This is a genomic window from Rhodoferax sp. GT1R46 (assembly GCF_056521285.1).
The window spans coordinates 138,502-159,216 of sequence record NZ_JBWMBC010000007.1 but is presented as its reverse complement, the minus strand read 5'-3'; the positions used below and the strand labels follow the sequence as shown (position 1 = coordinate 159,216).

The following is a 20,715-nucleotide window of genomic DNA, read 5'->3' as shown; positions in this document are numbered from 1 at the left end:
GCCGGATTATGATTGACACAACATCCCCAAACGACTCACTCTTTCCATGCATCTCCTTCATACCGCCAAGCGCCGCTTGTCCGCCGGCTTCACCCTCATTGAACTGATGGTGGTGCTGGTGATCATCGGCGTGCTGGCCGCGCTGATCGTGCCCAATGTGCTGGACCGCGCCGACGACGCCCGCGCCACGGCGGCCAAGACCGATGTCAACAACCTCATGCAGGCGCTCAAACTGTACCGGCTGGACAACCAGCGCTACCCCACCGCTGCGCAGGGTTTGCAGGCGCTTTTGACCAAACCGACCACGGTACCGGTGCCTTCCAACTGGAAGCCCTACCTCGACAAGCTGCCCAATGACCCTTGGGGTAACGCCTACCAGTACCTGAACCCGGGCATCAAGGGAGAGATCGATGTGCTGTCCTTTGGCGCCGACGGGCAGGCCGGAGGCGAAGGCAAAAATGCGGATGTTGGCTCCTGGCAGTAGCCTGACGAACCAGCCGCGCCATCGCCGCGGATTTACCCTTCTGGAGTTGCTGGTGGTGGTCGCCATCATGGCGATTGCCACGGCAGGGGTGGGCTTTGCGATGCGTGACTCCTCGGGGGCCCAACTGGAGCGCGAAGCCCAACGGCTGGCAGCATTGCTGGAATCGGCCCGTGCACAGTCGCGCATGAGCGCCGTGGCAGTGCGCTGGCGGGCCACACCCACCGGATTTTCATTTGATGGCATCACTGGTGCGCCCCTGCCATCCAGCTGGCTCGGCGACGATGTCCGGTCCATTGGCACCGGCACGGTTGTACTGGGCCCTGAGCCCATCATCGGGCCACAGCAAATTCGATTGGTGTCCGTATCCAACCCGGCACAAAGCCTGACGCTGGCCACAGACGGTATTCGGCCCTTCTCGGTGCTTGCAGAGCCGCCCGCACCGGCTGGCACACCATGAACCACCATAAGACGCGCGGTTTCACGCTGGTGGAAGTGCTGGTAGCCCTTAGCATCGTCGCGCTGGCGCTGGCTGCCGGTGCGCAGGCCACGGCCGCGCTGACTCGCAATGCAGAGCGCCAGTCCGATTTGCTGTTGGCCCAACTGTGTGCCGAAAATGCATTGGTCGGCATGCGCTTGTCCAGACAAATGCCCGCGGTAGGCGACAACTCGACAAGCTGTGAGCAGGCGGGTCGCAGTTTGGATGTGCGGCTGGTAGTGCGGCCCACGCCCAATGCCAACTTTCTGCGGGTCGAGGCACAGGTGACGGAGGGCAGCATCCCGATGCTCACGCTGTCAACGGTTGTGGGCCGGTATTGATGGCCTCCCCAAAACATCTGCGCGGCTTCACCTTGATCGAGCTTCTCGTGGCCATTGGCGTCATGGCGCTGATGGCGGGTTTGAGCTGGCGCGGCGTTGACGGCATGGTGCGGGCGCAGACCCAACTGCAGCAACGTGCAGATGCGCTGCTGACCCTGCAGGCCGGGCTGGCGCAATGGGCTGCCGACCTGGACGCATGGGCCGATTTGCCGCAGACACAGACGCTCGACTGGGACAGTCGCGGCCTGCGCATCATCCGGCGCAGCACGACCGCACCGGAAGACGGCATGGTGGTGGTGTGCTGGTCCCGCCGCAACATCGATGGCACGGGTCAATGGCTGCGCTGGCAATCTCCACCCGTACGGACCCGCGCTGAGCTGCAAACCGCCTGGGCCAAAGCCGCCTTGTGGGCCCAGAACCCCGGGGATGATGAAAAGAAGTACGAAGTTCGCATCACCCCACTGGCGCAGTGGGAGATTTTCTATTTTCGCAATGATGGCTGGAGCAACCCTCTGTCCAGTGATGGCACCGCCGCCGCGCCGGTCGCCGGCAAACCCGTTGCGGCCGACCTGGCACACCCCGATGGGTTGCGCGTTGTCATCACGCTGCCGCCTGGCGAAGCCGTCAGCGGGGCTCTCACCCGTGACTGGATACGCCCCACCCTGGGAGGCGGCAAATCATGAAGACCCGCCAATCGGGGGCCGCGTTGCTGACCGCCATGCTCACGGTCACTCTCGTGGCCAGCCTCGCCGCTACCGCCCTTTGGCAACAATGGCGCAATACCGAAGTGGAGTCTGCCGAGCGCTCACGGCTGCAGTCCCTGTGGGTACTGACCGGCGCGCTGGACTGGGCCCGCCTGATCCTGCGTGAAGACGGCCGCTCGGGAGGGGCAGACCACCTGGCCGAACCCTGGGCAGTGCCGCTGGAGGAAGCCCGGCTCTCGACGTTCTTATCCGCCGACAAAAGTACCGCCGTGGAGAATGACGACACCATGCCGCAGGCCTTTCTGTCCGGGAGCATCAGCGATTTGCAGGGTCGCCTGAACGTGCTCAACCTGGTCGACGGCGCCAAGGTGTCCGAACCCGCCCTCAAAGCCTTTGCCAAAATTTTTGACTTGTTGGGGTTGCCGCCCACCGAACTGGCGGCACTGGCAGAAAACCTGCGTCTGGCACTGGACCCGAGCGCTGACAAAGGTGCCGCGGCGACGGCGCCCCTGCTGCCGCAACGCGTGAACCAACTGGTCTGGCTGGGGCTTTCGCCCCGCAGCCTTGCGGTTTTACGCCCCTACATCACCCTGCTGCCCGTGCGGACCCCGATCAACATCAACACCGCCAGCGCAACGGTGCTGTATGCGGGCGTTCCTTTTCTGGACATGGCGCAAGCGCAGCGACTGGTCAGCGCCCGACAAGTAACCCACTTCCGCACGCTGGCGGATGCCAGCAAGATATTGGGTGATGCCCCGGGGCAACTCAACGAGGTACAACACAGCGTGAGCTCCCGCTTTTTTGAGGTGCGCGGCCGTCTGCGCCTGGATCAGGCTGTAGTGGAAGAGCTGTCGGTTGTTCAGCGCGAAGGCCTGGAAGTGAAAACCCTATGGCGGGACCGTGGCGCACCGCCATTGCAAGGCACCTCCCTACAATGACGCTCCAGAGCACACCATGTCTACCCTGATCGTCACCCTTCCCCTGTTGCCGTTCTCGGCCTCAACGCCCTGCGAGAGCGTGCTGGTTGACGACGGTGCAACCGTCGCGCGCCAGGTCGAGGCACCAGTGGCTCTCTTGCCATCGGCGCCGGGTGCCGAGGTCGTTGCGGTCGTGCCGGTGCAAAGCTTGTCCTGGCACCGTCTTACGCTGCCACGCGGGACCCTGTATCACGGCTACTTCAGTGAAGGCAGCGCCCCCCGCCTGCGGTCAGTGTTGGAGGGGCTGCTGGAAGACCGGCTACTGGATGACCCCTCCCATTTGCACTTTGCCCTGGAGCCCAAGGCCCAGGACAGCGCCCCGGTGTGGGTGGCCGTCTGTGACCGCGCCTGGTTGCAGGCGTGGATCGCGGCGCTGGAGCAAGCGGGTCGCCCGGTGGCCCGCATCGTTCCCGAAATGGCGCCGCATTCCTCAGGCGCACCAGCGGGCGCGGACCTGCAGATCATGGGCACTCCCGAGCAGGCCCAGCTGGTGCACAACGGGCCAGACGGCCTGACCCTGCTGCCCCTGTCTTCTGCTGCGGTGGCACTGGTCACGCGGCCTGACGCGCAAGACGCCCCGGATGCTGTGGTGGCGGTCGTTGCCGAGCCAGGTGTAGCGGTCCTGGCGGAGCAATTTTTCAAGCGCAGTGTGGCCTTGCAGACGCGTACCGAACGCGCGGTTGCGGCGGCTCAATCCTCCTGGGACCTGGCCCAGTTTGACCTGCTGCGCACGCGTGGCACCCGAACCCGAAAACACCTGTCTGCGATGGTGACAACCCTGCTGCGTGCGCCCCAATGGCGCGCCGCCCGGTGGTGCGCGATTGCACTGGTCGCCGTCAACCTGGTGGGCGTGCAGGCCTGGGCATGGAAAGAACAATCCGCGCAGGCTGCCAAACGCACGGCCATCCGCGATACCCTGACGACCACTTTCCCCGATGTGCGCGTGGTGGTCGACGCGCCCCTGCAAATGGCCCGGGCCCTGGCCGACCTGCAACGCCAGAGCGGCGCGGCATCCAGCGCCGACCTGGAGACCCTATTGGGACAATTTCAGGCTGCAGCCCCCGGTACACCTGCGCCAGCAGCTATTGATTTCATAGCGGGCGAGTTGCAACTCAAAGGGCTCGACCCGGCTTTTGCCAGCTTGACCGACATCGCCTCCAGGCTGCAGACCCAGGGTTACGCCGCCCGCTGGGAAGCCGATTCTCTGGTGATGAAGCAGGAGCGTCGCCCATGAGCCGGATGACACCCATCACGGGGTTAGCGCCGCTACAGGCGCGCTGGGCGCAACTCGCCACCCGTGAAAAAAATCTGTTGAAACTGGCCGCCACGCTGGTGCTGGTGGCCGTGCTGTGGCTGCTGGTGTTGGCACCGACGGTTGCCACGCTGCGTACCGCCGAGACACAAGCCCGTGCGCTGGACGCACAGCTGGAACAGATGCGGGCACTGCAGTCACAAGCGCAGTCTCTCCAGAAACAGCCTCCGCTCGGATTCGACGAAGCCGTGCGGGCGCTGAACCTCGCCACCAAGCAGGTGCTGGACGCCACCGCCCAGGTCAATGTCGCAGAAGAGCGCGCCAGCGTGACCCTGCAAGGCGCATCACCCGACGCGCTGGCCCAGTGGCTGGCCCAGGCGCGTCTCAACGCCCGCTCAGTACCCGTGGAAGCCCGCCTGGTGCGCGGTACGGCCACACCCGCTTCGGCTGCCGCCAACGCCACCGGAGTCACCTGGAGTGGCGTGCTGGTGATGTCCCTGCCACAGCGCTAACGCCCATGGCGCGCACACCACCCCACTCCGCAAAAACCGCCCCTTGGGGCCTGGCGTGGGCGGGCGCGCTGGCCGGGCTGGTGCTTGCCACCGTGGCGTTTGCCCCGGCACGCTGGCTGGCAGCCGCCGTGCAGCAGGTCAGTGGTGCGCAAGTGCAGTTGGCCGATGCCCGCGGTACGGTCTGGCAAGGCTCTGCCCAACTGGTACTGTCAGGCGGCGAAGGCAGCACCGACGCCGTCGCCCTTCCGGGTCTGCTGGCCTGGCGCATTCGCCCCACCTGGGGTGGCGTGACGGCCCAGATCACTGCAGACTGCTGCACTGCGCAGCCGCTGCAACTCACCGCCGGACTGGCCGGCTGGGGCGGACTGAAGCTCACGCTGACCGACGGTCAGTCCCGATGGCCCGCCGGTCTGCTGGCCGGCCTGGGGACACCGTGGAACACGGTGCAGCCCCAAGGCCAACTGGTGGTCTCCAGCCAAGGCTTTGCTGCGCAGTGGGTGGAAGGACGGCTGTCCCTGTCTGGGCGCGTGCAGCTGGACGCCACCCAGGTCTCGTCACGCCTGTCGACCATCCAGCCCATGGGCAGTTACCGGCTCACGTTACAAGGAGGCGCCCCCTCCACCTTCCAGCTCACCACGCTGGAGGGCAGCCTGCAGCTCGCCGGCCAGGGCCAATGGGTGGGGCAGCGGCTGCGATTCGAGGGGGAGGCCAGCGCTGCGCCGGAACGCGTGGAGGCGCTCTCCAATCTCCTGAACATTCTTGGGCGACGCGACGGCGCGCGCTCCATCATCAAAGTGGGCTAAACGTGGGATCACGCCGTATGCAACGCATTCTCTACAAACGCCATCCATCCGCTATTATTTCAATAGCTGCTTACGCCGTATTGGCGGGGGCTACAGGCCTTTTTTCCTTCAATCTGCAGGCGCAGACGACCCAGCCAGCGGCCAATGCCGCCGTACCCAAACGCGGCCAGCCCATCACGCTGAACTTCACCAATGCCGACATTGAGGCGGTGGCCCGCACCATGGCTACGCTGACCGGGCGCAATGTGGTGGTCGACCCCCGGGTCAAAGGCACCATCACGCTGAACACGGAAACGCCCGTGTCCCCCGCCGTGGCCTACCAGCAATTCCGAACGCTGCTGCGGCTGCAGGGCTTCACCATCGTGCAGGGCGATGACCTGGACAAGGTACTGCCCGAGGCGGATGCCAAGCTGCAGGCGGGCACGGTGGCCGTGGCGGAATCCGGAGACCGGACCGGCAGCGGCAGCGGCAACCAGTTGATGACCCAGATCATCCGGCTGCAGCATGAGAACGCCAACAACCTGGTTCCTGTGTTGCGGCCCCTCATCAGCCCCAACAACACCATCAACGTCAACCCCGGCAACAACTCGCTGGTCATTACCGACTATGCGGACAACCTACGCCGCCTGGCCCGCATCGTGGCGGCGCTGGATGTGGCCAATGCCACCGATCTGGAGGTCGTTCCCCTCAAGAACGCCAATGCCTCCGACCTGGCCCCGCTGGTCCTGCGCCTGCTGGACTCCGGCGGCGGTGCGGTTGCCGGCCAGGGGGACACGAGCTTCAAGACCACCATCCTGGCTGAGCCCCGTTCCAACGCACTGATCTTGCGTGCTGCCAACCAAGCCCGCCTGGCACTGGCCCTGTCGCTCATTGAAAAGCTGGACAAACCCGCCAGCAACGGGGCCAATGGCGACGCCGGCAACATCTACGTGGTGTACCTCAAGAACGCCAATGCGGTGCAACTGGCACCGACCTTGCGCGCCGCCATGAGCGCGGAAGCCCGCCCGACCGTGACCCCTACACCCGGGCTGCCGGTCGCTCCCGGCACCACCGCAGCCGCAGCCAGTGCACCGTCCACCGGTGGCCAGATTCAGGCAGACCCTGCCACCAACGCCCTTATCATTACCGCATCGCAACCGCAGTACCGCCAGTTGCGCGCCGTGATCGACAAACTCGATGCGCGGCGCGCGCAGGTGTTTGTGGAAAGCCTGATTGCCGAGGTCAATGCCGACAAGGCGGCCGAGTTCGGCATCCAGTGGCAAGGGGCACTGGGCAAGGCCGGTGACGCCAACGTGGGCCTGCTCGGCACCAACTTCAGCATTGGGGGTGCCAACATCATCAGCCTGGCCACCAAGGCAGCCTCGGGCACGGTCGCGCCGTCCACCGGGATCAACATCGGCGTCGCCAACCAGACCAACGGCGTGTATGTACTGGGCTTTCTGGCGCGCTTTCTGGAGGCCAATGGCGACGGCAACATTTTGTCCACGCCCAACCTGCTCACGCTGGACAACGAAGAGGCCAAAATCGTGATTGGCCAGAACGTGCCGTTTGTGACGGGCCAGTACACCAACACCGGTGGCACAGGCAACACGGTCAATCCGTTTCAGACCATTGAACGCAAAGACGTGGGTCTGACACTGCGGGTCAAGCCGCAAATCAGCGAGAGCGGCACCGTCAAACTCACCATCTTCCAGGAAGTCTCCAGCGTGCAGGCCTCGTCGGTGAACTCCGCGACCGGCCTGATCACCAACAAACGCTCGATTGAGTCCAACGTGCTCGTGAACGATGGCGCCATCGTGGTTCTGGGGGGGCTGTTGTCGGACGAATACGCCGGAAACCAGGAAAAAGTGCCGGGCCTGGGCGACATTCCGCTGTTTGGCAACCTGTTCAAAAGCGAGGCCCGCAGCCGCAAGAAAACCAACCTGATGGTGTTCTTGCGCCCGGTGGTGGTGCGGGATGCCGCTGCCAGCGACGCCCTGTCCCTGGACCGCTACGACATGATGCGCAGCAACCAGCAGCAGGCCCAGCCGGTACCCAGCACCATGGTGCCGATCAACGAAGCACCCATGCTGCCTGCCGCCCCCATTCCGGCGCTGCCTGCCCCCACCAAACAGCCATGAGCCTGCCCGCACACTATTCGCTGCCCTACGCGTTTGCACGCAGCCAGCAGATGCTGCTGGAGGACCATGGGGGTGATCTCACCCTGTGGCTGCACAGCCTGGAAGGCAGTAGCGCGGCCAGTGGCGTGAGCGAAGTCATGCGCAAGTTTGCGGTGCACCGCGTTGAGGTGGAAGCACCGGAGTTGCTGCGCCAGCGCATCAGCGCCGCCTATGCCCAGAGCGAATCCAGCGCCGCCACGGTGGTGAGCGAGGTAGAAAGCGACATCGATCTGTCGCGCATGATGCAGGCCCTGCCCGCCATTGAGGATTTGCTGGAGACCTCGGACGACGCGCCCATCATCCGCATGCTCAACGCGCTCCTCACGCAAGCGGCGCGCGACGGTGCCAGCGACATCCACATCGAACCCTACGAGCGCAACTCCACAGTGCGCTTCCGAGTGGACGGCACGCTGCGCGACGTGGTGCAGCCCAACCGGGCGCTGCACGCTGCGCTGATCTCGCGCCTGAAGATCATGGCCGAGCTGGACATTGCCGAAAAGCGACTGCCGCAAGACGGCCGCATCAGCCTGCGCATTGGTACCCGCGCGGTGGACGTGCGGGTCAGCACCCTGCCCAGTGCCCACGGCGAGCGCGCCGTGCTGCGCCTGCTGGACAAGAGTGGCGCCAAGCTCAGTCTGGAGTCGGTGGGCATGCAAGGCGAGGTGCTGAAGCAGTTTGAGCATCTGGTTTCGCAACCCCACGGCATCATTCTGGTCACGGGGCCCACAGGCTCCGGCAAAACCACCACGCTGTACGCGGCCATGGAGCGGCTCGACACGCGCGGCCAGAACATCATGACGGTGGAAGACCCGATTGAATACGAGCTGCCCGGCGTCGGCCAGACGCAGGTCAACGCCAAGATTGACCTCACCTTTGCCAAGGCCCTGCGCGCCATCCTGCGCCAGGACCCGGACATCATCATGATTGGCGAGATTCGCGACTTCGAAACCGCGCAGATTGCCATTCAGGCCTCGCTCACGGGTCACCTGGTGCTGGCCACGCTGCACACCAATGACGCAGCCAGTGCCGTGACGCGTCTGACCGACATGGGCATTGAGCCGTTCCTGCTCAGCTCCTCACTCCTGGGCGTGCTGGCGCAACGGCTGCTGCGCAAACTGTGTACCCAGTGCCACGGCGCGGGTTGCCCGAATTGCGGGCAAACCGGCTACCAGGGCCGCACCGGTGTGTTCGAGCTGCTGGTCACCAACGACGCCATCCGGGCACAGATTCATAGCAAGGCATCCGAAGCCGAGATCCGGGTCGCCGCGCTGCACAACGGCATGACCTTGATGCGGGACGATGGGGAGCGATTGGTCCAAAACGGCATCACATCGCGCGAAGAGTTGGTACGCGTCACGCGGGACTGATTCAATTGGCCGGATTTCCGGCTTTTCTTTCGCTTTAGTTGTCCCTGCCGCGGCCCACAATCGGCAGCATCCAGGAGACAACATGGCACTGCAATACCAGCTCAAAAAAGGCAACTACCATTTGTATGACCTGAGCACGCCCGCGAGCAAGGTCACCGGCGAGCACCGTCTGCGGCTGATGACCGACACGGTGGCCATTGCCTTTGACGCCCGCACCGGCGAACTGCAGGAGCACGGCAGCCCTTCGCGCATTCACTCGTGGGCCAGCAACACGCGCCGCAGGCTGCGGGCTGCCGGCGCACAGGACAGCGCCAACGACATCGTGGTCATTTCAGGCCCGTTGCCGGTGGACGAAATCAACAAGTGCCTGGACATCACGGGTTACTGCGGCCATATGTTTTCCCGCCTGGCCAGCCTGCCGCACGGCAAGCGGCTACAACACTGACCAGACCCCAGAATCCGCCTTACTGCTCGTAGGCAGACAAGCGGCGGCGCTCTTCCTCGGTGAAACGGGATTGTTGCAACTGCGTCAGCGCAAGTTGCCGTTCTGACTCACTGACGTCCGCCTGTGACTGGAGCAGTTTTCCGCGTTCGCTCAGGTAGTTCGCGATGCGGCTTTTCCAGTCGGCCTCGTCCCGGTCCACATCCGCCAGACGCGCAGCGGCCTGTGCATCGAATTCCTTGGCACGCATCCGGTAGATCTCGTCTTCGCTGGCGCCCTTGGCCCGCAACTCGGTGGCCTGCTGTTCCACGCGAACCACCACATGGCTGGCTTCGCGCTCGCTGCGCAGGTTGGCGGGCATGGCGGCATCGAGGGCCGCGAGTTGCTGCTTCTTCTGCGCGTCATTCAGCGCCGGATTCTGGCTAACCTCCAGGCGTGCCACCGCATCCAGGTCGTAGGCATCGTCAAAGCCGAACATACCCCGTGATTCGTCGCCGCTGAAATAGCGGGAGCGCAGGTCCTGCATGGCCAGCATGCGCCGGCGAATGGCTTGCACGCCATTGCCTGCAAGGTCTGGCTTGGCTTCCAGCTCCACCAGTTCACGCTTGAATTCGAGGTACAGGGCAAACAGCCGCTGGGCCTTTTTCGCCTGTGGCGCAGGCAATCGCCGATCGAGCTCACTGTTCACTTGTTGCGCGATGGCCGCAATACTCTGCTCTCCCACGGCGCTCAAGTAGTAGTCAAACAAGCGCCTCAATTCTGCATACGCCAAACCGCCTGGCTGGCCCAGTGCCGGCCCGCTTTGCAGGGCACGCAAGTCACCATCAGGAATGGTGCCCTGCATGGAGGGCACAAAGGCCGCAGGTGGCGCAATGGGCGCAATCGCGGCTAACGTAGCGGGCTGCGCAGGCGCCTCAGCAGCCTTGTCCGGCCCGCCAAAAAACCAGAGCGCACCCGCTGCCACGGCAGCCAGTGCCCCTAAGCCCAGGATGGTCCGGGTGCGATTGCGCTGCATACGCTTTTTTTACAGACCCAGATTTTTGAGCCGGTTGGCGTGCTGGCGGTACAGGGTGACCGGGTTGGTCTCGAACAGGTTGACCAGACCGATGGTCTGGTTGACTTCGTCGAGGTGGTTCATGGCGTAGTCGTCACGGATCACGCGCCCCAAGTGGCTGGAACAGCTGGCCACCAGGCCATCATTCTTGGCGCCGCCAAACGCCAGAGACGTCAGTGCCAGCGCCGGGTCGATGATGTCGAGCAGGTTGGTGTAGGGCTTGGCGCCGCTCCAGGAAAAGTAGGACACGCCACGCGCGGTATAGGCCCCTTCACCGCATGCGGTGGTGGGCACGCCTTCCGGGTAAGCCTGGTTGAACTTGAGCGAGCCTGCCGTGCTCAGGGATTGGGACGCGGCCAGCGAGTTTTGGGTCAAACCTGAACCACCGGACAGGAAGTTGATGATCGTGGCGAGTCCGTTGGTCACCGAGACCAGCACGGTGTTGGACAGCGAACCTGCCGGGGCCACGCCCAGGATTAAATCGGCCACCGCGGAGCCCTTGTTGACACCCCCCACCGAGGTGGCGGATGCCACCAGGTCAGGGCGCACCGATGCGACATAGCGAATGGTGGGCCCACCATGGCTGTGGCCAATCAGGTTGACTTTGGCGGCACCGGTGGCAGCCAGAATCTGCTTGACCTGCGTGAGCAACTGCTCGCCCCGCACTTCAGTACTGTTAGCGGCAGACACCTGCGCCACATACACCCGGGCACCGTCCGAGCGCAGCGCCGACGGAATGCCGTACCAGTAGTCCACCGGTCCAATGTTGTCAAAGCCGAACAAGCCGTGCACCAGCACGATGGGGTACTTTGTTTCGGTGTAGCCCGCTGCCTGGGCAGAGGCAGGCGTCAATGCAAGTGCCAGGAGGCAGGCACCCAGCCAGGTCATCAAAGTCTTTTTCAAAATAGTCTCCAATAAGGCCCGTGAGGCCAAAAGGGTTGAAGGAATCCGTCTGAAAAGGCAGTGCGACCGGTGGGGGTGTGGGCGCTGTCGCCGGACGATCGGGTACCGATTGCTTGTGTCAGTCGGCCCCAATCAAAATAGCACGGTCGTGCTTTTAACGAAGCATAGTGTTGCGACTATTTTTTGTCACGCTGGTAAACCCGGGTGCGCCGGCCCACGCCAATAAAAAAGCCCCGCTGCGCGTCTGCGCAGCGGGGCTTTTCGCCCAAGCAGGATCGGGTTTAGAAGCGCCAGCCCACGCCCATGCCGAACAAGACAGGGTCCACCTTGAAGGTGCCGATGCTATTGCCACCTGTATTGACGTTGGACTTGATGTAGACCTTCTTCAAGTCGAAGTTCAGGTACATGTTGCCACTGAGTGGAATGTCCACGCCCACCTGCAAGGCACCACCCCAACTGCTGTTGTCCAGGGTGATGGCTCCGCCTGCAATATCCACGCTGGAAAACTGGGTGTAGTTCACGCCAGCGCCGACGTAGGGTTTGAAGCCGTTGGCATCAAAGTGGTACTGCGCCAGCAGCGTCGGTGGAAGATGCTGCAGCGTGCCGATTTCAGCGCCGTTGGAATACAGGGTGTGCTTCTGCGGCACGGTCAGAATCAACTCGACCGCCACATTCTTGTTGAAGAAGTAGCTGATATCCACTTCGGGAATCCACTTGTTGTTCACCGTCAGTCCCGCGCCCGTACTGTCGGTGTTGGAACTGATCAGATCCACGGCGCGAACGCGCACCATCCATGGGCCTTCCTTGGCCTGTTGGGCGAACACAGCACCCGACATCAGAGTGCAGAGTACGGCGGCGGCGATGACTTGTTTTTTCATATTGACCAGCTAATAAAGTGTCGGGGACATTCCCGAAATCGATTGAACGTCGCAACGCCAGAAACGGGTTTGATGTGCATCAAAGGGTTTACCCTTAGTCACACAAGACAAGAAAAAGTGGCCGCCGCACCACAACAAGCCTGCGGCTAACATAGCCCCATGCCCGCCTACACCTTTGAAGCACTGACCGCCGACGGCGAAACCCGCAAAGGAATCATTGAAGCCGACAGCGCCCGTACAGCCCGCGGTTTGTTGCGTGCCCAGGCTCTGGTGCCGCTGGGTGTGGAGCTCGTGGGCGCAGGCACTCCGGGCAAAGCGGGTCAGGGCACCGCCAGACGGGGAACCACCCTGTGGAGCGCGCGCGTATTTGGATCCACCGCGCTGGCCATCTGGACGCGCCAGATCGCCGGGCTGGTGTCGTCCGGCCTGCCGCTGGAGCGCGCACTCACCGCACTGGCTGACGAGGCCGAGGACGAGCGACAACGCAATCTGGTGGCCGCCCTGCGCGCCGAGGTCAATGGGGGTGCGGCATTTGCCACGGCGCTGGCGCAGCACCCGCGTGAGTTCTCCACCACCTACTGCGCCGTGGTGGGCGCGGGTGAGCACAGCGGCAACCTGGGTTTGGTACTGGAGCGGCTGGCGGACGACCTGGAGGAGAGCCAGGCCCTCAAATCGCAGTTGATAGGCGCCGCGTTGTACCCGGCCATCGTGACACTGGTGGCCGTGGTGATCGTCACCTTTTTGCTGGCCTATGTGGTGCCACAGGTGGCACAGGTGTTTGCCGGCAGCAAACGCGCACTACCCGTGCTGACGGTCATCATGCTGGGGCTGGGCAGCTTTGTGCGCAACCAGGGCTGGCTCATCATTCTTGCTATTGTTTTTATAGCTATCGGCGCACGTTTGGCGTGGGCTAGCGCCGCATTTCGTGAGAAGTTTGATGCCGCGTGGCTGAAGTTGCCGCTGGTCGGACGCCTCTCGCGGGGCTACAACGCAGCCCGCTTTGCCAGCACACTGGCCATGCTGGCGGCAGCGGGCGTGCCTATTCTCAAGGCGCTGCAAGCCGCCGCAGACACCCTCTCCAACCGCTCGATGCGCGCCGATGCGCTGGACGCCCTGGTACTGGTGCGTGAAGGCGCGCCGCTGGCTTCCGCCCTCTCGCAGAAGAAACGCTTTCCCGGGTTGCTGGGCATGTTTGCCCGCCTGGGTGAACAAACTGGCCAACTTCCGCTGATGCTGGACCGGGCCGCCAAACAGCTGAGCACCGAGGTGCAACGCCGCGCCATGCAACTGGCCACGCTGCTGGAGCCGCTTCTGATCGTGGGCATGGGTCTGGTGGTGATGCTGATTGTGCTGGCGGTGCTGCTGCCGATCATTCAGCTCAACCAGCTGGTGCGATAAGCGTCGGGAGCCCAACCGTCAGCGCAGCGTCGTCGCCTTTACCGCCACGTCAAAGCGCAACTGGCTTGACGCTTCACCGCGCCCCGCCGTTTTGCTGCGCCCGACCCAGAGCCAGCTTTTGCCATCACTGCTGCGCGCATACTGAAACTTGCGCTTGAGGCTGGCGCCGATGCGCGGCACCTCTTCTTCTTCGATCAGCAGGCGCTCGTCATCGGGCATGGGTTTCCCGGGATCATTGCGCAGAAGGTGTCCGCGTGGGTAGAACACATAGGCCCGCAGATTCGCATCAATCGCGAGTTTTTTTATGAAGTTCTTCTGCGCATCCAGCCCGTCCAAAAACGCCGAGTAGTCCGGGTCAACCGACCCCAGCATTTCAACCGACGCTTCGGGGTAGAACCGCTTCATGCCGGCGCGCTCCAGCCGGATTGCGAGCGGGTTCAGCACATCCAGCGGTAGCGGGCGTACCGGCAGCAGCGGCGTCCAGTTGGCGGGAACCGGCGTTGCCAAGCGGTAGACGAGTTGCGGGCTATCGTCAGCCGATTTGAAATCAATTTGCTGCTGGAACGCCAGGTTTTTGGCCTCCATGTCGCGGTCCAGCGGTTCGCCAGAGACGCCTTGTACTTTCTTCTCGATCGCCCACGCCAGGTTGGCCATCTCGTCGCGCACCAGAAAAGTATTCTCCAGCACGGCGCCTTCCTGCACGCCGTCCACGCTGTCGGGCAGGAACATGTTGTGGCGCAGTTGCCCCTGCAAGTTCGCGCTCGCAGTCAACTCAAACAGGGTCCACGGAACCGGGTTAGCCTGGTTGCCTGGCTCGCTGATGGGGCCCACACTGGCGGGGATGCCAAAGGTGTCGGTGACCTGGAAGCGGGCCACCCGATAGATCTCCCCTACGGGCAGACGCACCGGCACCACGAACCAGTCGTTGCCAAAGGTCAGCGCAAATTCGGTGATGGTCATGCGCAGCAGGTCGGTGACGCCGGCTTCAGCTCCGGCAAAGCTGACGTTGCCGTCCTCAAATTCCCAATACCGCTCGGCTGGCATGCCCGGGTAGCGCACTGGTGACGGGTGGCGCGATGCCACAGTGAACGTCTGTACCGGTGGTGCGCCGACTGCGGGTACCGCCTCGCCTGCTGGCGCGGCTTCCGCGCGGAAGTCATCCCAGTCCAGATGACCATCGGTGTATTCGTCCGCCTTCAGCACCACATTGCCGGCTTTCATGGAGAACGCATATTCCATGCGGTTCTTCTGCCAGGACGGGTTTTCGCCAGCGCCTTGGGTCGGGCCTTCATAGGCCAGTTCATCCAGCCAGGCCAGCCACGCGGCCAAGGCGGTTTTACTGGCTTCGGCATCAACCGGCGTGATGTTCAGCACGGCGGGAAGGGCGACAAGCCCACCCGCACCATCGTCAAGAGGCCGCAGGTCATCGGCCAGCCGCTGTGCATCAACCGTTCGGGCGTTGAACAGTGTTGACCAGAGCATGCCCGCCATGTCAGCCTGCGGGTCGGTCGGTGTCGCCAGCGTCATGGCGTACGCGGCGAGCAGCGCAGCGCGCGCGTCTGCGCTGGGCAGCATGCGCAAGGCATGCAGCCCGGCTTCGCCCCGCAGCCGCGCATGGGTCTTCCACACGGGTTCGGCTTCGACGTGGGCTTCAAGCGGCGCACTGCCTTGGACAAGAGGCTCCCACGGGCTTTGCAAATCGTGGCCCGAACGAAAAAAATCAGCGGGTGTGCCTTCTACCGAAAACGCCAGGTTCAACGGTGTACCGGCATCTTCACCCTGAAATTCATTGAACTGCCATTGCCGCGACAACATCCACAGCGGGTCGGCCAGCGCTGCCTGCAGGCCGCTCTTCAGGTTGATGGCTGCGGGCTGTGTTTCAAGCCGGGTGACGCCCGTGATTGACGGCTTTTTCGGACCGAAATATGTGGGTGCCGCAAATTCTTTTTTAAATTCCCAAACCATGGTGCCCTCCTGATTTATTACACTTTTCCGAGCGTGAAGGCCGCACCCTTCTTGAGCTGCGTGGACACCAGCCGTTTGCGCGCGTCGCGCAACAGCTTGAGCATCTGCACGCTGGGCAGCACGTCGGTGTAGTTCTGTGGCAAATAGTTGCCCGGCAGCACCAGACCCAAGCTGCCTTCCAGGTCTAGCGGTTTGACGCCGCGCAGCCTGGCCAGGTCCCAGGCTTCATGGATCACGTCCAGCACGTCGTCAAAGTGCCAGTTCTCCTGGCCCAGTCGCGGCGGCAGCGCCAGAACGATGCTTTGCGGAGGCCGCGCGCCCGGCGCGTCGTAGTGAAAAGCAATGGCGGCGGTCTGAAACGGGTCAGGCACAAATTCCGGCCATTCGTCGCACACCAGGCCGGCCAGCAGGCGGTCCTGAGCCAGTGCGTCCAGCCCGCCGGGCGCATGCAACACCAAGGCAAGGTCGGGCGCGGTGCGATTGATGTTTTTGTACGGCGCGCCGGATTGCTGCTTCAGATAATCGCGTAGTTCTTCGGGCACTCGGGTGGTGTCCAGCGGTGTGCCCTCAGGCTCACGCCAGGCCTGCGGCAAGGCCGCCCAAATTTGGCCGGGACGGTGCGGAAATTGCAGCAGTTTGAAGTCGTCGGTCCCCAGTCCAACCAGCGCTTCACGGGCCGATAGCGTTGCCGCAAACCGGTCCAGCCCGTCGCGCACACGCGCCAGCTTGGGCACCCAGCCAGCGACGCACCATGGCCTTTGCTGCGTCAGTGCGTCCTGCTCGGCCAGCGACGCATTGAACCCGGTGGCATAGGCGCCAATTGAAAATAGCGGCAGCACGGGGAAGTCTTTGCCCAGCAGCAGCTTGATCTGATCCATGGCCTGCTTGACGAGTTGCCCGTGGGTGGGTGCCAGCTGGTCTGGCAGCAATTCAATTGGCTCATTGACGGCTTCGCGCTTGCTGTCGGTAAGTGCCTTCAAAGCCAGACGTGCCTCCATCGCTCGCTCGTCCCGCGTGGCGGGGTCGGCTTTGGCTGCATCAATGGCCAGCACCTGCTGGGGCCATGCCTGGCGCGGCAGAAAGTCGTCCATGGCGCCCAGGTTGGCCAGCAACTCGTCGGCATTGGCGCTGGCGTCGAGCAGGTCTGCCAACGCGGAAAAATCGGCCATGAGTGCCGCGGCGCGCGCTTGCAGTTCCGCGCTGTCAACGCCGGGGTATTCGCCCTCAGGGGGCAGCGTCTTTTCAATCTTGTCGTCGGGCGGGAGCATGTCTTTGCGGGTCAGCACGCGGGTCTTGTCCAGCAGGGCACGCAAGGTGGTTGCCAGCGCCTCGAAGTGGCCCAACCCCAGCATGCCAGCATCCTCGCCCTCCTGCGAAACGTCCAGGCCAATGACGTTGCCCGGGTTGTCCAACTGGTCGGCAAACGCCGTGACCAGCCGGGCGCGAAAGCCGGTGTCGGCACCGTTAGCCACCGGGCCCGTCATGTTGCTGGCCGAACTGCTGGTGGCCATCAGAACCAAGGAGATGGGCGACAGGCCCAAAGCTGCCAAAGCCACGGTGCTGGATTGTTCGTCCACGACGGGTTTTCCCTGCGGATTGGCGTCATCAATGACAAGGCGGTGCACCTGGGCTGTGAACGAATAGCGTGCCGGGTCGCCCAGCATGTGCGCCAGCCAAGCGTTCAGCGACGGTTCCGTGCGCGAGCGGCGATCACGCGGCCAGGCCTCGTCTGGCGGTGGGCACAGCAGCGCCACGCGTTGCGTGTAGCTGGCACCGCCGCGCGGCGTGCGGGACACCTGGGTTTCAATTGGCAGCGACTGCTTGTCGGCCACTGCCATGGCGGCGCCCGCGCGCTCAAAATTGCCCTGCATGATCTGGTGCATGCCTTCGGCCATGAGCAGGTCGCTCACGCTGTCTGCCAGATCGAGCCCGTCGGCAACTATTTTTGCCACCTCGACCCACTCCACGTCAGACGGCGGCGCACCGGTGCCCGGGCGAGCGCTCATCGTTTGGGTCAGCCGCGCACGCACGGCCGCGCCGGCGTCCAACTCCCACGCCGCAAACAGGGCAACACCGTCCACCACATCGCGTGCACCAATGGCCTCCTGCGGCTCGTCTTTGGCGTCGCCACCGGCAGCGCGCCACGGGTACGTCAGGCGCAGCGGCCAGATGAATTTGCCCAAGGCCGCGTCGCGCAGGCCACGTTCCACGCGGTAGCCGTACAGCGCTGCCAGCGGCTGGTCGCGCCGAAGCCCTTCCAGAATGGACTGTGCGCGCCCCGTGCGCCGTGAGTCCAGATCGATGTTGAAGGCGCCCTGCTCCTGGTTGGCCATGAAGCCGCTGCGCAGAATGGCCGCACTGGATGCCTGCCCGAGCGACGGTGCCAACAAGTAGCCGTCACTGTCGGGGCGGTGGTCGGCCTTGAGATTTTCCACCCAGGCAAAGCCGCCAATGTGAATGCCCGTGGGGTTTTGCACGCGTAGCTGCTCCAGCCTGCGGCTGGCGCGCGCTGTGTGCCAGGCGTCCAGTCGGTAAGAGAAGGCATCCAACGTGGTGCGAAACGCGTGATTCAAGTCGCCTACCGTCTGTTTGGAGAGATAGTCCAGGCTCAGTGCCACGGCACCTACGTCGCGTGTTGGCTTGGTGTAGGACTGGACCGCGTCAAACAGCGCTGCTGTGGCCTTGGTGGCTTCGCTATCGACCAGTGCCATTGGCTGCAGGTTCAATTGCTGCACAACATGTTCACCCAGCGTGGCTTTGCCGGTGATGGACGGTATCGACACGCTCGCCAGTTCTTTGGGGCTGCTCACGCTGAAAGTGGCCTCCGTCTGGCGGACCGCTTCCACGTACACCATCTTCGTTGTCGCGTAGGCTGCGCCTTTGGACAGGGCTGTGCCCAGCCTGGCCGTGGCCTCCACTGCGTCATGGCGTTCCATTTGCGCCGAATAGGCCAGCAGGGTTTGTAACAGCGCCGGGCCATCCTGCTGGGCATTCAAGTCCGTGTCGCCGGCAGCGGGTGATTTTCGCAATGCGGCGGCGATGGTGGCGATGTAGTTCTTTTCAGGCGGCAGCGTGGCGTCGTTGGGTGCCTCGTGCTGCTCTGCCTTGGCATCGGCCAGCACCCACGGCACTCCCGCCAGGTACTCAGCAGGGTAAGCGTCCTCGGGCAAAAAATTCTTGTAGGTGTACAGATTGACGCGCCAGTAGTCCTTCACGCCAAACGAGGCCAGCAGCTTCTGGATGAGGTCGCCTTTGGTTCCGGGCTTTTCCTCCAGGAACGGTTGTCGAACCGACAGCAGCGGATCAGCCGCCCGGTCCCTGTAGTACGCGGCCTGGGACCACGGTGATGTTTGCAGAATGTCCTGGGCTTTTTTGACGTTTCCGTCCTTGAGCAGCGGCACTTTTGCCACAACGACTTCCCACATGGGCCGCAAGACGCCCAGTACACCGCCAATGGCATTGTCAATGGCCGTTTCGGCACTGCGCTCATTGGCATTCTCAAACCTGCGACCCACCACAGGCAATACCCCGTAAGGCTGCTTGTTCACGCGCAGCAACGGCAGCGGGCCCGCAGGACGCAAATACGACACCGCGTAACGGCGCAACGCATACAGCGTGGGCGTTTTCAGCAGACGGAACTCTTCTTCCCCCGGTGTGTTCCACAACTCCATCAGGTAATGGCCAAACGTGCCGCGCCACAATGCATTCATCATATGCAGGGCGGTGCGCTGCTCCGTCAGGTGTGCGTTGGCAATGTTGTCGGCGGGCAGGCTGTCAGGTGGCAATCCGAATGCGCTGGTGAGCAGTTGCAGGGCGTCTTTCTGCTTGGGCAGCAGCGCGTTTTCAGCAACTGTTGCGGGCGCAGTGCGCTCCTGTGACGGGCTGTGGCCGGCTGGAGCTGTTTCGGTATTGTTGGTCGGGGTGCCCAGTGGCACAAACCCCAGGCCATGCGAGTCACGCTGCGCAGCCAGCAGGTCGGCCAGTTCTTGTGCGCTGGTAGCGGGGTCTTTGGTCCATTCCAGACCCACCACCACCAGCCGCTCCAGTGTGCCGGTGGCCAGGTCAAAGGCCCGCGCGTGGTGCTGGCGGGCGTAGTCGTTGACGGCCTGCTGGCTGATGGTCAGCGCCATGCCTTTCTCCACAGCGGCATCAAAATCAACCAGCCAGGCCCGTTCGCCGCCCAGCAGCGGCTCGGGCGTGCCCGCGTTCAGCCAGTCGGGCGACAGCAGTAACTCGTCTGGAATGCGCTTGCCCCAGACGCGGAACACTTCGCGCCGGCCCGCCGCATAGCCGATGCCGCACCAGCGGTCGGGCAGCAACACAGCGCGCGTTTCCTTGGCTTTGGCGCTGATGGTTTGAACATCCGCAAAACGGGGTACCGCGCCTTCCTGGCCCAGAGCGTCAAGGTTGTCTGGCGTGGTGGCGCGGATGACCCAGGCGGCACGTCCGCGACCAAATACCAGCGCCAGGTCGCGTGAGATGCGTGCAGCGTCGTCTTCATCACCGCGAAATCGCGCCTGCCAATGGTCCATGCCGCGTTGCAGCTCGTCGCTGGTCAGGGCGTTGGTGTGCTCGATGGTGTTCAGGTCGTCCGGATAGACGCGCACGCGCAGGCTGTCGGGTTGCCCTGGCGGGAAGTAGCGTGTTTCAAGCCGCATCGGCAGCAAGGCGATAGGCTGCCCGCCGTCCATCGATTCGACCAGCTGTGCGGGATCGAGCTCGCGCAGCAAGCCGTTGGCAAGGCCGTCAACGTCGGCTGACAGGGCGCGACGCCGGTCTGCCAGGCGCTGGCGTGCCAGAGTGGCCTGCGCCACGGCCTCGCGCAGCACGCCCGTGACGTTGGGTGACTCGCCAGCGCGCTGCGCCGCGTCCAGCGCCGCCTGCTTGGCAGTCAGGTCAAGCTCGACTCTGCGCTGCTCTGCTTGAAGCGATTGGAGCGACAGACGCTCCCGCGCCAGTGCTGACAGGTTCAGATCAATGCGTGGCATGGCTGGCACCCCT

At 63.7% G+C, this 20,715-nt stretch carries 17 protein-coding genes; 12 read left to right on the top strand and 5 right to left on the bottom strand.

The genetic code is table 11. The features are described 5' to 3' along the window. The first annotated feature begins 46 nt into the window (after positions 1-46). The 11 genes from gspG to AC097W_RS15620 all read left to right on the top strand — a co-directional run bounded on the left by gspG (position 47) and on the right by AC097W_RS15620 (position 9,519). Positions 47-484: a type II secretion system major pseudopilin GspG gene (gspG, locus tag AC097W_RS15670; protein ID WP_479603552.1), complete on the top strand. Its 438-nt coding sequence runs from the start codon at positions 47-49 to the stop codon at positions 482-484. After that, positions 459-941 carry a pilus assembly FimT family protein gene (locus AC097W_RS15665; RefSeq protein ID WP_479603551.1) on the top strand — a complete coding sequence of 161 codons (483 nt, stop codon included), beginning with the start codon at positions 459-461 and terminating at the stop codon, positions 939-941. Before gspG ends, AC097W_RS15665 begins: the two co-directional genes overlap by 26 nt. Beyond that, entirely contained in the window at positions 938-1,300 is a 363-nt protein-coding gene (gspI, locus tag AC097W_RS15660) for a type II secretion system minor pseudopilin GspI (RefSeq protein WP_479603550.1), read from the top strand. The genes AC097W_RS15665 and gspI overlap by 4 nt, the downstream gene beginning before the upstream one ends. Then, positions 1,300-1,983 carry a prepilin-type N-terminal cleavage/methylation domain-containing protein gene (locus AC097W_RS15655; protein ID WP_479603549.1) on the top strand — a complete coding sequence of 228 codons (684 nt, stop codon included), beginning with the start codon at positions 1,300-1,302 and terminating at the stop codon, positions 1,981-1,983. The genes gspI and AC097W_RS15655 overlap by 1 nt, the downstream gene beginning before the upstream one ends. Continuing rightward, positions 1,980-2,942: a type II secretion system minor pseudopilin GspK gene (gene gspK, locus AC097W_RS15650; RefSeq protein WP_479603548.1), complete on the top strand. Its 963-nt coding sequence runs from the start codon at positions 1,980-1,982 to the stop codon at positions 2,940-2,942. The genes AC097W_RS15655 and gspK overlap by 4 nt, the downstream gene beginning before the upstream one ends. Before the next feature lie 16 nt (positions 2,943-2,958). After that, the gene (gene gspL, locus AC097W_RS15645; protein ID WP_479603547.1) at positions 2,959-4,215 is read left to right on the top strand and encodes a type II secretion system protein GspL; all 1,257 of its coding nucleotides are present in this window, start codon (positions 2,959-2,961) and stop codon (positions 4,213-4,215) included. Further along, positions 4,212-4,745 carry a type II secretion system protein GspM gene (gene gspM, locus AC097W_RS15640; protein WP_479603546.1) on the top strand — a complete coding sequence of 178 codons (534 nt, stop codon included), beginning with the start codon at positions 4,212-4,214 and terminating at the stop codon, positions 4,743-4,745. Before gspL ends, gspM begins: the two co-directional genes overlap by 4 nt. A 5-nt stretch (positions 4,746-4,750) precedes the next feature. Then, complete coding sequence (gene gspN / locus AC097W_RS15635) at positions 4,751-5,548, top strand: type II secretion system protein N (RefSeq protein WP_479603545.1); 798 nt, start codon at positions 4,751-4,753, stop codon at positions 5,546-5,548. A gap of 17 nt (positions 5,549-5,565) precedes the next feature. Beyond that, entirely contained in the window at positions 5,566-7,668 is a 2,103-nt protein-coding gene (gene gspD, locus AC097W_RS15630) for a type II secretion system secretin GspD (RefSeq protein WP_479603544.1), read from the top strand. After that, positions 7,665-9,074, top strand: a complete 1,410-nt coding sequence (locus tag AC097W_RS15625; protein WP_479603543.1) for a GspE/PulE family protein — start codon at positions 7,665-7,667, stop codon at positions 9,072-9,074. The genes gspD and AC097W_RS15625 overlap by 4 nt, the downstream gene beginning before the upstream one ends. An 82-nt stretch (positions 9,075-9,156) precedes the next feature. Then, positions 9,157-9,519, top strand: coding sequence for a hypothetical protein (locus tag AC097W_RS15620; protein WP_479603542.1), 363 nt, complete (start codon positions 9,157-9,159; stop codon positions 9,517-9,519). A gap of 19 nt (positions 9,520-9,538) precedes the next feature. On the opposite strand, the gene AC097W_RS15615 is transcribed toward AC097W_RS15620, so the two are convergent. The 3 genes from AC097W_RS15615 to AC097W_RS15605 all read right to left on the bottom strand — a co-directional run bounded on the left by AC097W_RS15615 (position 9,539) and on the right by AC097W_RS15605 (position 12,351). Continuing rightward, positions 9,539-10,531, bottom strand: a complete 993-nt coding sequence (locus AC097W_RS15615; RefSeq protein ID WP_479603541.1) for a lipase secretion chaperone — start codon at positions 10,529-10,531, stop codon at positions 9,539-9,541. Positions 10,532-10,540: 9 nt separating this feature from the next. After that, positions 10,541-11,458 carry a lipase family alpha/beta hydrolase gene (locus tag AC097W_RS15610; RefSeq protein WP_479603652.1) on the bottom strand — a complete coding sequence of 306 codons (918 nt, stop codon included), beginning with the start codon at positions 11,456-11,458 and terminating at the stop codon, positions 10,541-10,543. Positions 11,459-11,754: 296 nt separating this feature from the next. Next, on the bottom strand, positions 11,755-12,351 hold the full coding sequence (locus AC097W_RS15605) for an OmpW/AlkL family protein (RefSeq protein WP_479603540.1): 597 nt from the start codon (positions 12,349-12,351) through the stop codon (positions 11,755-11,757). Positions 12,352-12,510: 159 nt separating this feature from the next. On the opposite strand from AC097W_RS15605, the gene gspF reads away from it, so the two are divergent. Further along, the gene (gene gspF, locus AC097W_RS15600; RefSeq protein WP_479603539.1) at positions 12,511-13,749 is read left to right on the top strand and encodes a type II secretion system inner membrane protein GspF; all 1,239 of its coding nucleotides are present in this window, start codon (positions 12,511-12,513) and stop codon (positions 13,747-13,749) included. An 18-nt stretch (positions 13,750-13,767) separates the two neighbouring features. Here gspF and AC097W_RS15595 read toward each other — a convergent pair whose 3' ends face one another. Together AC097W_RS15595 and AC097W_RS15590 are read right to left on the bottom strand one after the other, a co-directional pair. Continuing rightward, a complete protein-coding gene (locus AC097W_RS15595) occupies positions 13,768-15,714 on the bottom strand; it encodes a hypothetical protein (RefSeq protein ID WP_479603538.1) in 1,947 nt (648 codons plus the stop codon). A gap of 17 nt (positions 15,715-15,731) precedes the next feature. Next, positions 15,732-20,702 carry a hypothetical protein gene (locus AC097W_RS15590; protein ID WP_479603537.1) on the bottom strand — a complete coding sequence of 1,657 codons (4,971 nt, stop codon included), beginning with the start codon at positions 20,700-20,702 and terminating at the stop codon, positions 15,732-15,734. Positions 20,703-20,715: the final 13 nt, after the last annotated feature.